General features: G+C 67.2%; 10 protein-coding genes. 6 read left to right on the top strand and 4 right to left on the bottom strand.

Annotated features, from left to right (window positions below):
* Positions 1–45 precede the first annotated feature (45 nt).
* Positions 46–2,019 (bottom strand): APC family permease, encoded by a 1,974-nt coding sequence (locus BFE01S_RS28395; protein ID WP_028228415.1) that lies wholly within the window; start codon positions 2,017–2,019, stop codon positions 46–48.
* Positions 2,020–2,320: 301 nt separating this feature from the next.
* On the opposite strand from BFE01S_RS28395, the gene BFE01S_RS43485 reads away from it, so the two are divergent.
* The 4 genes from BFE01S_RS43485 to BFE01S_RS40515 all read left to right on the top strand — a co-directional run bounded on the left by BFE01S_RS43485 (position 2,321) and on the right by BFE01S_RS40515 (position 7,060).
* A complete protein-coding gene (locus tag BFE01S_RS43485) occupies positions 2,321–3,838 on the top strand; it encodes a dipeptidase (protein WP_084170206.1) in 1,518 nt (505 codons plus the stop codon).
* Between the two features lie 178 nt (positions 3,839–4,016).
* Positions 4,017–4,370 carry a hypothetical protein gene (locus BFE01S_RS28385; RefSeq protein WP_028228413.1) on the top strand — a complete coding sequence of 118 codons (354 nt, stop codon included), beginning with the start codon at positions 4,017–4,019 and terminating at the stop codon, positions 4,368–4,370.
* Between the two features lie 231 nt (positions 4,371–4,601).
* Positions 4,602–5,885 carry a bacteriohopanetetrol glucosamine biosynthesis glycosyltransferase HpnI gene (hpnI, locus tag BFE01S_RS28380; RefSeq protein WP_028228412.1) on the top strand — a complete coding sequence of 428 codons (1,284 nt, stop codon included), beginning with the start codon at positions 4,602–4,604 and terminating at the stop codon, positions 5,883–5,885.
* Positions 5,886–5,935: 50 nt separating this feature from the next.
* Positions 5,936–7,060 (top strand): lysylphosphatidylglycerol synthase domain-containing protein, encoded by a 1,125-nt coding sequence (locus BFE01S_RS40515; protein WP_042338842.1) that lies wholly within the window; start codon positions 5,936–5,938, stop codon positions 7,058–7,060.
* Here BFE01S_RS40515 and BFE01S_RS28370 read toward each other — a convergent pair.
* Positions 6,966–7,913, bottom strand: a complete 948-nt coding sequence (locus tag BFE01S_RS28370; protein WP_028228411.1) for a cupin domain-containing protein — start codon at positions 7,911–7,913, stop codon at positions 6,966–6,968. The genes BFE01S_RS40515 and BFE01S_RS28370 overlap by 95 nt on opposite strands.
* A gap of 186 nt (positions 7,914–8,099) precedes the next feature.
* Here BFE01S_RS28370 and BFE01S_RS28365 point away from each other — a divergent pair, with 186 nt between their 5' ends.
* On the top strand, positions 8,100–9,026 hold the full coding sequence (locus tag BFE01S_RS28365; protein ID WP_028228410.1) for a LysR family transcriptional regulator: 927 nt from the start codon (positions 8,100–8,102) through the stop codon (positions 9,024–9,026).
* A gap of 10 nt (positions 9,027–9,036) precedes the next feature.
* Here the strand turns inward: BFE01S_RS28365 and BFE01S_RS28360 are convergent, their stop codons facing one another.
* Positions 9,037–9,813 (bottom strand): NAD(P)H-dependent oxidoreductase, encoded by a 777-nt coding sequence (locus BFE01S_RS28360; RefSeq protein WP_028228409.1) that lies wholly within the window; start codon positions 9,811–9,813, stop codon positions 9,037–9,039.
* A gap of 85 nt (positions 9,814–9,898) precedes the next feature.
* Between BFE01S_RS28360 and BFE01S_RS28355 the strand changes: the two genes are divergently transcribed.
* Positions 9,899–10,792, top strand: a complete 894-nt coding sequence (locus BFE01S_RS28355; RefSeq protein WP_028228408.1) for a LysR family transcriptional regulator — start codon at positions 9,899–9,901, stop codon at positions 10,790–10,792.
* Positions 10,793–10,849: 57 nt separating this feature from the next.
* On the opposite strand, the gene BFE01S_RS40510 is transcribed toward BFE01S_RS28355, so the two are convergent.
* Positions 10,850–11,977: an FUSC family protein gene (locus BFE01S_RS40510; protein WP_063834451.1), complete on the bottom strand. Its 1,128-nt coding sequence runs from the start codon at positions 11,975–11,977 to the stop codon at positions 10,850–10,852.
* Between the last annotated feature and the right edge of the window lie 6 nt (positions 11,978–11,983).

Genomic DNA, 11,983 nt, shown 5'->3' with positions numbered 1-11,983 from the left:
GCGCCGCGCGGAAATCATGGGGGGCGGCCGCCTCAGATCAAGGCTTCAGCTCACGTTCATCGGCAGCAACACCATCTGTTTGCCCTGCAAATGCAGCCGTGTCTGGATTTCCACGGGTGTTTGATTGTGTAGCCACGCGGTGAGGAAGTTCACGCGCCGGAAAATCAGCTTGCTCGCGAAGCACACGCTGTTCGGAAACTCGTCCATGGTCTTTTCGGCAAGCGTCATGAATTCCATCACGGGATGCGTGCCGAACGCAATGCGGTAGTCGGCGGCCATGCCGTGGCGGCGGCAATGCGCCATGTAGAACTCGAGCGATTTCATCATGGTCTGCCTGAGCCGCTCCAGATGCTCCGCGCCTTCGTAGCTCTGCGCATCGACTTCGCCCACGGCAATGAAGATCACGTTCTTGAAGTGGTCGGGAAAGAGCCGGTTCACCCACAGGAGCGCATGCATGCTCGCGCCGCGATGCTTGCCCACCAGCAGGATCGCCGTGGGCTGCGCGGGGTCGGGCTTGATCGCCGCGACGGCCGGATCGACCTCGGGCGGATTGCCTGCAAAGAGCGCGTCTTCGCGTGCGAGTTGCGCGCGCGTATCCGAGTAATGATGCTTGATGTAGAGGCACAGCGCGATCACCGCGCTCGTGACGAGCACCGTGAGCCAGCCACCTTCGGTGAACTTCTCGACAAGCGTGATGACGAGCACCGTGCTCGTCACCGCAAGACCCAGCGCCGAAAGCACGAAATGCTTGAACCAGTGCGCGCCTTCCTTGCGGTGCTGCCACCAGTACGCGGACATGCCGAGCAGCGAAAGGCTGAAGGTGAGGAACACGTTGATGCTGTACAGCACCACGAGCACCGACACGTCGCCGCGCGTCCACAGAAGGATCACGAGGCTCGCCACGCCCATCACCACAATGCCGTTCTGGCGCACGAGGCGCGCGGAGAGATCGCGGAAATGACGCGGCACCCACGAATCGACGGCCATGTTGGAGAGCACCGCGGGACCGTCGAGAAAGCCGGTTTGCGCGCCCACCAGCAGGAGCCCCGCCTCGAGTGCGAGCACGATCGCGAGCAGCGCGTGGCGTGCAAAGGCCGAGCCGAGCCCGAGGTGATCGATCACGCTGCCGAACACCACGGCATTGAGCGTCTCGCCCTCCACCGGCTTCGCATGCCACAGCATGTAGAGCAGGATGATGCCGCCCGCGGTGAAGGCGAGCGACGAGGCCATATAGGTCATCGTGAGCTTGCCGCCGGGCACGCGCGGTTCGGCCAGCATGTTCACGTTGTTCGATACGGCTTCGAGGCCCGTATAGGTCCCGCCGCCCAGCGAGAACGCGCGCATGAGGAGCGCCGCCACCACCACGGGACCGAACGCATGCGCCATGCCGTGCGCTTCGCCCACGGCGTCCGGCACGATGTTCACGAGATGGTTGCCGTGCACCGCCACGCCATAGACGATGAGCGCCGCGTGCAGCACGACGAAGCCGATGAAGATCGGCAGCAGCACCATGATCGATTCGCGCATGCCGCGAAAGTTGAGGCCCGTCATCAGCACGATGAGGATCAGCTCGGTGGCGAGCTTGACGGACTGCGCGCCGACCGGCAGGAGGCTGAAGAACGCATCGACGCCGCTCGCCAGCGAGGTCGCCACGGTCAGCACGTAATCGACCAGCAGCGCGGCGCCCGAGACGAGCCCCGGCTTGGGCCCGAGCAGCGCGGTCGCCACGCGGTAGCCGCCGCCGCCCGTGGGGAACAGCTCGATCACCTGGTTGTAGCCGAGCGCGATGATGAAGACGGTGAGCGCGGTTGCCAGCGCGAGAAAGAGCGCGAGCGGCGTATGCTGCCCGAGCGCGAGGAACGCTTCTTCCGGACCGTAGCACGACGAAGAGAGCCCGTCGGCACCCAGTCCGACCCAGGCCAGCAAGGGCGTGACGGCGATGACATGGCGCGTGCGCGGGTCGAGGGGATCGAGCGGCGCACCGGCAATCAACCGCCACATTTTGTTCAGGGTGGACATGGTCTCCTCCGCGAGGTCGCACCACCGCTCAGTGTCGGGACGCGTCCGTGCGCGCTTGCGCCCGAAGGTGCACGCCGCGGCGCGAGAAGCCCGAGCGGCGCTTGCAACGGGAAATGTAGGCCAGATCACCGGGCCGCGCCACCCGGCAATAGCCCGAAGGACACCTGACAAACTGAAAGGCAATCCCGTCGTCGGCACCGGTCAGCGACGGATTTCTGGCCGTCGCGCGTTGAAGTATCCGTTGACGCTCCCACGCGCCTTAATCGACGATCTTTACCGCACCCAGTAGCCGACGCAGACCATGCCGATCCTGACCGCTCATCCATCACGCACGCCGCCGCAAACCGACTGGCCCGCCATCCGCGACGACAGCGCCGCCGCGACCCACGCCACCGCCGTGGAAATGACGGGCTGGATGATTCCGCTCGACCCGCAGGCCGCGCACGCGGACTACTTCCTGCTCGCCGCCGAAGAGCCGTGCTGCGGTGGCTGCGTGCCGCGCGACCCGCTTTCGTGCGTGGAGGTCGAAACGCGGCATGCGGTGCCTGTCACGGCCGGGCCGGTACGCGTGCGCGGCCGCCTGATGCGCCTCCACGACGATCCCGCAGGCTGGCGCTACCGGCTCGAAGACGCCGCGCTGGCCGCCGCCACGCAGGCGCCGATGAGCCGCCGCGCCTTCCTGGCCGCGGGCGCGGCGCTGGGCCTCGCTGCCTGCGCGCCGGGGCGCTTCGCGCATTACACGGAGCCCGCTGATGCCGCGGCGTCGGAGTCGGCGGCGTCTGCATCGGCCCCCGCGCCGGCAAGCGCACCGGCAAGCGCACCCGCACCTGCGTGGCAGCCGTCGGCCAATACGCTGACGATCGACATGCACAGCCACGCGGGCCACGTCATCGTCTCGCGCAACCCGGAGATCGGCGCGAACCGGCCGTTCACCCCCGTTAGCGCCTCCATGCGCGCGGGCGGCATGAACGTGCTGTGCCTCGCCATCGTGACCGATACGGTGGTCACGCGCGTCTCGGCCGACCGCAAGCGTTTCGAAGCCTGGCGGCAGCCCGATCCGGGCGAACTGTACTATCTCGGCCAGCAGGAATTCGCGCGCGCGAAGGCACTCGCGGCACGCGAGCAGCTGGAAATCATCACGAGCGCCGCCATGCTGGACGCTTCGTCGTCGGGCGCCCCGCGCGCCATCATTGCGGCCGAGGGCGCCGATTTTCTCGAAGGCCAGATCGACCGCGTCGATGAGGCTTATACGCTGCACCAGCTCCGCCATCTGCAACTCACGCACTATCGCGTGAACGAGCTTGGCGATATCCAGACCGAAGCACCCGTGCACGGCGGCCTGACCGATTTCGGCGCGGACGTGGTGCGGCGCTGCAACCGGCTCGGCATCGTGGTGGATGTCGCGCACGGCACCTACGATCTCGTGAAGCGCGCCGCCGCAGTCACGACGAAGCCGCTCGTGCTTTCGCATACCGCGCTCTCGCTGCATCCGCGCGAGCGCAGCCGCCTCGTCAGCCCCGATCACGCACGCGCCATTGCGCAGACCGGCGGCGTGATCGGCGTGTGGCCCAGTTCGGGCTCGTTCCACAGCATCGCCGGCATGGCCGAAGGCTTCCGGCATATGGCCGATATCGTGGGCGTGGAGCATGTGGGCCTCGGCACCGATATGCTGGGCTTCATCTCGCCGCCCGTCTTTCGCAGCTACGAGCAGTTGCCGGAACTCGGCAGCGCGCTGCTGGCCGTGGGGTTCTCGGCCGCCGAGGTCGATCTGCTGCTGGGCGGCAACTACCGGCGCGTGTTCGAGGCGTCGCTCGCCTGAGCGCTGCGTGGGGTGCGAGGCGCGAAGTGCGGCCTCGCGCCTCATGAGCCGGAGCTTCAGCTTTTCTTCATCTTCGACCGCTATGATCGCGGGAACGTTGAGACGCCACTCAGGATGCAAATTCCGTCCGCGTCGCTCAAACGTCATATCCCCGCAGCGCGTTGGAGTCGATCTCATCATGAAGCCGCCGCTTGTCGAGCAGTTGCGCGCGTATCTGCAACTCGCCGCGCTTTCAGCCATCCTGCTTCAGGCTGTCGTTTTCATTGCAATCGTCGTGCTGCAGGTGCCGCAGGCAGTCTTCACGTCGGCTCTGTTCCGCGTGGGCGCGGTACTGACCATTGCGGTCGGCATGTATGCGATGCGCGGCCTCGCCCGCGATGCGTTTCGCGACGCGCTTGCGAGCCGCCATGCGCGGCTCGTCGGCTGGCAACGCCGCACGGTGGCCCTGGGTCCCGAGTGCCCGCGGCGCCTGCTGGTCCTGCTGCACGTGCGGCTGAACCGGCACACGTTCGATCCGGCACTGCCTTCTTGAGTGAACGAAACGAGTGGGCAAAACGGGCGACCGGAATGCACGGCCGAAATACGCGGTAACCCGATCGTTCGCAATGACGTCATACCAGCGTCAATACCGGCTCCTATACTGCTCGGAGCATTGCGACAAGCGTCACGGGGGTATTCCTCTCATGAAATGGCCGCACCCGCAGGTCCGCCGTCGCAATCGCGACGCATTCTCGCGCCGCACCTTGCGCGCGTACACCGCGTAATGGGCCTCTCGCGCGCCCAGCGCACCCGTGGGCACACCGGCGCTACGCTTGCCCTGCTCTTCGCCGCGCTCACGCTCTCCAGCGCGCTCTTCGCGTTGAGCGCGCTTTCGCCGTTCACACTGTGGCAACTCGCGCATGCGCTGCTCATGTTGGTCGCCGCGCTCTGCGCGCTGGCCGCGGCATTGGGCATCGTCTATTGCTGCGTGGCCAGCGTGCTCGTGCGCCGCTTCTTCGCACAGCCCTGCGAAGCGCCCGCCAGCTATCCCGGCGTCACCGTCGTCAAGCCGCTGCACGGCGACGAATGGCATCTCGAACACAATCTCGCGAGCTTCTTCGAGCAGGACTACGCGGGGCCCGTGCATTACCTGTTCGGCGTGCACGACGCCAACGACGACGCCCTGCAAACCGTGGAGACGCTGCGCGCGCGCTATGCGCACGCACACATCAGCGTGATTGCCGATTCGCGGCTCTATGGCCCCAACCGCAAGATTGCCAATCTGGTCAACATGCTCGGCCATGCGGAACACGACGTGCTGTGCTTCGCCGATAGCGACGTGAGCGTAGAGCGCGACTATTTGCGCCGTATCGTCGGCGCGCTGCAGCAACCCGACGTGGGCCTCGTCACCTGTGTCTATCGCGGCCTCTGTGCGCCGGGGTTCTGGCCGCGCGCCGCCGCAGCTTCGACGAACTACCACTTTCTGCCCGGCGTCGTGACGGGTCTCGCCATCGGCCGCGCGCGCCCCTGCTTCGGGCAGACCATCGCCCTCACGCGCACGATGCTCGAACGCATCGGCGGACTCGCGCAGTTCGCCCACCATCTCGCCGAAGATCACGCGCTAGGCGTTGCGGTGCGCGCCACCGGCGCACGGGTGGCCGTGCCCGCGTTCACCGTGCGGCACGCGTGCGTGGAAACCACCTTCACGGCCCTCTTCACCCATGAACTGCGCTGGAGCCGCACGATCCGCGCCGCCGACCGCAGCGGGCATCTGGGTTCCACGCTGATGCATCCGTTCGCGCTCGCCCTCGTGGCCGTGCTCGCCTCGGGCGGCGCCCCCGCCGCATGGGCGCTGGCCCTCGCCGCCCTCGCCGCGCGCGCGGCGCTCAAATGGCAAACCGACCGGGCCATCGGCGAGCCCTGCCGCGGATTGTGGCTGCTGCCAATGTGGGATATCGTGCAGTGCATGATCTTCGTTGCCAGCTTCGGCTCGTCGCGCGTCGTCTGGCGCGGCTTTCATTTCAGCGTCGACGGCAACGGCCGCCTCGCCCCCCTGCACGACGATTGAATGCAGACAGCGCGGCACCAGAACGACACACACAGGGCAGTGGTTCATCGATGAAGCATCTCGGACGCGCGGCCGCCCTTTGCGGCCTCGCCATCGCGATCTGGCTGGTTTGGCGCGACCATCCCGCTGCGATCTTCCGCCTGTTGCAGGGCGCAGGCGCGGGCCTTCTGCTCGCGGCCGCGGCCCATATCCTGTCGATGCTCGCCAACGCGTGGGACTGGCGCACGCTGATCCGTGCGCGCGAGCGCCCGCGGTTCTCGACGATGTTGCGGCTCGTGTGGCTGCGCGAATCGATCAACGGTCTCTTGCCGGTCGCGCGCGTGGGCGGCGAGATCGTGTCGTTCCGGCTGCTCGGCCGCCATGGCGTGCGCCCGGCCACCGCGGCGGCGAGTCTCGTCGTCGATATGCAGCTCACGCTCGTGAGCCAGTTGATCTACGCGCTCGCCGCGGCCGGCTACCTGCTCGAACGGGCCTCGTCCGACACGGCGCGCGTTGCCGGCCAGCTTGCCTGGGGCATCGCGGCGCTTGCGCCCGTCCTGCTGCTCTTCGCGCTCGTGCAGCACGCGCGCCCGTTCGAGCGCGCCGCGCAGGTGCTCAACCACGTCACGAGCGGCAAGGTGTACGACCTTGTCGGCAAATCGGCGCGCATCGACCAGTCGGTCAAGCTGATCTGGCGGAAAACGGCTGTGGTTCTGCGCTATCTCCTCATCTGGCAGACGCTGCAATGTGCAGGCTACGCGCTCGAAATCTGGCTCGCGCTGCACGTGCTCGGCGCCTCGCCCACCTTTATCCAGGCCTTCGTGATCGAAGCGCTCATTCAGCTCGTTAGCAGTGCTGCGTTTCTCGTGCCCGCTGGGCTGGGCGTCCAGGAAGGCGGCTTCGTGCTGATCGGCGGGCTGCTGGGCTTCGACGCGCCCACCTGCCTCGCGCTCGCGGGCGCCCGCCGGGTGCGCGACCTGTTGTTCTACGTGCCCGGCCTCATTGCCTGGCAATTCGCCGAAGCGCGCCCGCGCGGCGCAGATGCCGGCGGACGCGAGGCACGCAGCGCGCCGAATGCGGTGCATGCCTCCAGTTCGGCGCTCAATGCGCGAAGCGGATATCCAGAGCGCGCAGGTAAGTCTGCAGTCCCGCATCCTGAAGCGGGATCACGTGCGCCACGTCGTCCGATTCGTTGAAATGCGCGTGCCAGTAGCCGGGCGGCGTGACGAACGCCATGCCCGGCGTCCAGTCCACGCGCTGCGGATTCGCGATATTGCCCGCGGCGTCCAGTTCCGGGCCCACGAGCGTATAAACACCCGGCTTGCAGTTGGGAACGAAGTCGAGCGCAATTGACTGATGGCGATGCGGCTTTTGCACGGTCCCCGGCGCGATCACGCCGAACATGGCCCACATCGAATGCGTGACGGTGCGCGTCTGCGGAAAGTGCGTATTGCCGAGCAGGATGCTCACGCGGTTGCGCTGGGCCGCACCGGGCGCACGGGCCACCTGGTCGAGCTCGGCCTGCGCGCGGGCCGCGGGGTACAGCGTGGGCGTGAAGCGCGCATGGCCGAAGTCCACGCCCAGGTACGCGAGCAGCGGGCCGTCGTTGACGTAGTAGAGGCGCGCGGTGGAATCGGCGGCGATGTGTGCGGGGGCGCCGCCGGGCAGCGCGAAGAAGTCGCCGGCGCCGAAGCGGAACGCCGCGTCCTTCTGCTTGACCACGCCCGAGCCTTCGAGCACGTAGCACACCTGCGAAGTTGCATTCACATCGAGGTCCACGGATTCCCCGGCGAGAATGCGCACGAAGTGCGCAAGCAGACCCGGCCCCGTAGCCGGGTAGTCGCAGCCCAGTTCGGCGGAAAGATCGAGCGGCACGATGCGCGTAGGACCGCTGTCGTAGAGCGAACTCGCAAACGTACGGTAGGGCACGCGGGAGATCAACTTCGCGCCGATCGGATTGGCCGAGGACGTGTATTCGAAGTACTGCGCATCGCGGGTCACGGTTTCGTCGTCGAGCGCGAGCGCGGCGGGAGAAGTCGGGTTCAGCATGGCGGCATTCCTTGCGGTGTGTGGGGAGCCGCGCAGGCAATGCGCGGCGGCTGGTAGCCACTATAGGTATGCGTCGCACGGGCCGGAACCACCCGCCGCCGAAATCAGCTTTGCAAAAAAGGGATAACTGGAGGGCGCAGCGCGGCCTCCCGTACAATCGGGCAAAGTCCCCCCGGAACGCCACGCATGGATTACTTCTCGGCCATTCGCGCCTTTCTGCACGCCGCCGAACTCGGCAGTTTCAGCCAGGCCGCGGAACGCACGGGCGTCAAGACCTCCACCGTCTCGCGCCACATCAGCGAGCTCGAACGCGATCTGGGCATTGCGCTCTTCAACCGATCCACGCGCGGCCTCGTGCTCACCGAGGGCGGCCGGGTGTTTCGCGAGCATGCGCGGCTCGTGGAAAAGAGCCTCGACGAGGCGCGCGAAGCCGCCGCTTCGCTCAACCGCTCGCCGCGCGGCCTGCTGCGCGTGACGATGCCGGGCGCGTTCGGGCGCCGCCATATCGTGCGCCATCTGCCCGAGTTCATGGACCGCTATCCGAAGATCGACGTGGACTGCGTCATCACGGAAAGCGTGCTCAACGTGATCGACGCGGGCATCGACCTCGCGATCCGCATCGGCGCCCTGCCCGACTCCCAGTTGATGGCGCGCCAGCTTGCGCCGCATCGTCGCATCGTGTGCGCGAGTCCGGGCTACGTGACACAGCACGGCACGCCGCTTACTCCAGCCGATCTCGCGCAGCATACGGCGCTGCGTTTTGCGCTGGCCCCCGACGACCGCTGGTTCCTCGTCAACCGCATGCGCGCAGGCGCGGCCGAGGAAGCCGCCGTGCAGCTACAAGGGCGCCTGCGCGTGGACGACACCGAAGCACTGCTCGAACTCGCCATCGCCGGGCGCGGCGTTGCCCTGCTGCCCGCATGGGCCACGGGCACAGCAATCCGCGAGGGCCGGCTCATCCGCGTGCTGCCCGACTGGGAAGCGCAGCCCACGCGCGCCGAGCCGGCCATCTGGGCCGTGTATCCGCCGAAGAAAACCGTTTCTTCGAAGGTGCGCGCGTTCATCGACTTCTATGCCGCGCTGTATCGCCGCGAAGGTTATTGGGAGAGCTAAACGACATGCGTCACGCCACGTGAGCGGCAAAACCCACACGACCCGGCGCAACTTCTTCGCGTAACGTGAGCGCCGGGATCTCGTAGTCGCCCGCGTTTTGCGGTCGAAACGCGATGGGCTTCGTCTCCTGCAAACTATCGAGCCGCTCGCCCAGTTCGCGGCGAATCGTTTCGAAGCGCGTTTCGTCCATGCGGCTCGTGCGGTGCACGACATAGGGCGGCAGGACTTCGAAACCCGGGTAATAAAGAATGCCGTGATGGATGGGAAAAAGGATGTCCTCCATCGGCCCGTTGATGCCGCGCGGTCCGTAGTGCGAGGCCCACCCGCCCGCCGTGACCACGAGCATCGCGCGCTTGCCGGCCAGGTTGCCTTCGCCGTAGCGGCTGCCCCAGCGCACGTCGGAGTGCTCGCCCACGCCGTAGGCAAAGCCATATGCGTAGACCCGCTCCACCCAGCCCTTCAGGATGGCGGGCATCGAAAACCACCACAGCGGGAACTGCAGGATGACCATATCGGCGCGCATCAGCTTCTGCTGCTCGCGCGCGATGTCGGCGCTTTGCAAGCCGTTCTTGTAGGCGTGCTTCGAGTCGAGCGAGGCGTCGAAACGGCCCGCGTCGAGGCGCGCGGTGGTGTCCTCGGCGTCGAGCACCGCTTTCCAGTTCATCGCATAGAGATCCGATACCTCTACCGTGTGACCGGCTGCGGCAAGCCGCTCGATCGTGAAGTCCCGGAGCGCGCCGTTCAGCGAGCGGGGTTCGGGATGGGCATAGACAAGCAGAACATTCATTTCGCGGCTCCTGTATCCGTGTGGAATCAGCATAAGCCGCACTCTGGTATATTTAAAATGAATGTCCGAAATACGAGCTATTATGATCGGCAATCTCAGGAAACTGGATCTGAACCTGCTGGTGACGCTGGATGCCCTGCTCGCCGAGCACAACGTCACGCGCGCCGCCGAACGCCTGCACTTCTCCCAGCCCACCGTGAGCGTGCAACTGGCCAAGCTGCGCGAGATCTTCGGCGATCCGCTGCTGCTGCCGGGTCCGCGCGGCATGCGGCCCACGGCACGCGCCGAATCGCTGCGCGAGCCGCTGCGCCAGGCGCTGGAAGCGCTCGCGGGCGCCGTGGCGCCCGAAAGCCCGTTCGATCCGGCCAGCGCGCGGCATACGTGGACCCTCGCGGCAACCGACTACGGCGAATCCACGCTCGTGCAACCCATGCTGCCCACGTTGCGCGCACGCGCGCCGCACACGCGGCTTGCCGTGGTCGGCCTCGTGCCGCCGCGCATCGAGAAGCAGGCCGAGCACGGCCAGATCGATCTCGCGTTTCACACCACCGAGGGCTCGCCGCCCAATCTGCGGCGGCGCACACTGTTCACGGAGCGTTACGTGCTCGCGGGCCGCGCCGGGCATCCCCGCCTGAAGCGGCGGCCGACCGCCGCGCAGTTCTGCGCGCTCGAACACGTGATCGTCTCGCCGGACGGCGGCGGTTTTCACGGCGTAACCGACACCGTGCTCGCCGCGGCAGGGCTCTCGCGGCGCGTCGTGCTCTCCGTGCCGCATTTTCTGTTCGTGTTGTCGGTAGCGGCGAGCACCGATCTCGTGGCGATGGTGCCCGAGCGGCTCGCACGCCAGAACGCAGCGCTGCGTGTGGTCGAGGCGCCCGTGGAGGTGCCGGGCTATGAAATGTCGATGCTCTGGCACGAACGCTCGCATCGCGATCCCGCGCATCGCTGGCTGCGCGAGTTGATCGTCGCGTCCCTCTGAGGCGCGCTCGCCTGCCTGATTCGTGTGCCTGATTCGCCTGCCCAGGTTTACGTGGATTTAGCCGGGGCCGGGCGGCCCGCGGTTATCGCCGGAAGCGTCGGCCGCCGCGGGTCGTTGCGCCCGCACCGGGAACACGAACACCGCCATCGCGATCCCCAGCGCGCCGCCCAGCATGGTCTCCCATGCGCGCGCCACAAGCACCGCGATGGAATGCTCGCCCGTCGCCGCGAGCGTGACCACCAGCGCAAAGGCAAACGCGCCGCAGGCTACGTCGTAGCGCTCGGGAAGCGCCATGGCATAAACGATCATCGCGAGCGACGCCGCCACCCACACGAGCAGCGGCGCATGCTCCGCCGCGGGCAGGCAGGCGAGCCCGAGCGGCACCCCCACCAGCGTGCCGACGATGCGCCACCGCACGCGCTCCAGCGTGCCAGCGGCCGTCGCCGTGACGACATACACGCAGGCGGTGATCGCCCACGCCGATTCCACCAGCCCCCACACGCTGTGCAGGACCACGACAATCGCCGCCGCGAGCGCGGCCTGAACGCCCATCGCCAGTTCGGCTGAACGCAGCAACAAAGGAGTCCGAAATACTGACTCGCCCGCGGTAACGGCCGGAACGGCGGCCAGTTCGGCAGGACCGCTCAAGAGGCGCGGCACGGCGGCAGCCAGTATCGCGATGAGGCAGGAAATGGCGATCGCCCCAAGATCGCCGGGGCCGAGATGCGCACCGTACGCGAGCAACTGCCCGATATAGATCTGCGAGCCCACGCCCGCGCCGATGGTCCCGTAGCGCTTGAGCAGGCCCGCGAAAAAAGCCCCGGTCACGAGAATCCATTCGCCGCCGCCCAGTGCATGCGACATCAGGAAGGCGGTGCCGCCAAGCGGCGCGAGGAGCGCGAAAAGCACCGCACCCAGAGCCGCTGCAACGCACAGCATGGCGAGGTCGCGCGTGGACGCGTAGCGGGTGGTCTGCGCTTCGGACACGCTCGCCCACAGCGCGAACCCGCCCGCCAGCGTGCCGGCCGAAACGTTCGCAGGCAAACCGGCGCTCACGCCTTGCAGCGTGCCCAGCCCCATGGCGATGCCATACGCCGTGACGAGCCGCAGCCCCTTCACGCGTCGATGCGCGCCCGGGTCAACCCGTTCGAGCCAGACGTTGAAGTACCGGGAATCGAATCGCATCGGCTC

The sequence above is a fragment of the Paraburkholderia ferrariae NBRC 106233 genome (genome assembly GCF_000685035.1).
In the GTDB taxonomy this organism is placed as follows: Bacteria; Pseudomonadota; Gammaproteobacteria; order Burkholderiales; family Burkholderiaceae; genus Paraburkholderia; species Paraburkholderia ferrariae.
Note: the sequence above shows the minus strand (reverse complement) of the source record. Positions and strands in the feature narration are given on the sequence as shown.

Bases quoted from the DNA above. Each gene is read 5' to 3' on its own strand.
- BFE01S_RS40510 (WP_063834451.1), bottom strand. From the start codon at position 11,977: ATGCGATTCGATTCCCGGTACTTCAACGTCTGGCTCGAACGGGTTGAC.
- BFE01S_RS28395 (WP_028228415.1), bottom strand. From the start codon at position 2,019: ATGTCCACCCTGAACAAAATGTGGCGGTTGATTGCCGGTGCGCCGCTC.
- hpnI (WP_028228412.1), top strand. From the start codon at position 4,602: ATGGGCCTCTCGCGCGCCCAGCGCACCCGTGGGCACACCGGCGCTACG.
- BFE01S_RS28370 (WP_028228411.1), bottom strand. From the start codon at position 7,913: ATGCTGAACCCGACTTCTCCCGCCGCGCTCGCGCTCGACGACGAAACC.
- BFE01S_RS40515 (WP_042338842.1), top strand. From the start codon at position 5,936: ATGAAGCATCTCGGACGCGCGGCCGCCCTTTGCGGCCTCGCCATCGCG.
- BFE01S_RS28385 (WP_028228413.1), top strand. From the start codon at position 4,017: ATGAAGCCGCCGCTTGTCGAGCAGTTGCGCGCGTATCTGCAACTCGCC.
- BFE01S_RS28360 (WP_028228409.1), bottom strand. From the start codon at position 9,813: ATGAATGTTCTGCTTGTCTATGCCCATCCCGAACCCCGCTCGCTGAAC.
- BFE01S_RS28365 (WP_028228410.1), top strand. From the start codon at position 8,100: ATGGATTACTTCTCGGCCATTCGCGCCTTTCTGCACGCCGCCGAACTC.
- BFE01S_RS43485 (WP_084170206.1), top strand. From the start codon at position 2,321: ATGCCGATCCTGACCGCTCATCCATCACGCACGCCGCCGCAAACCGAC.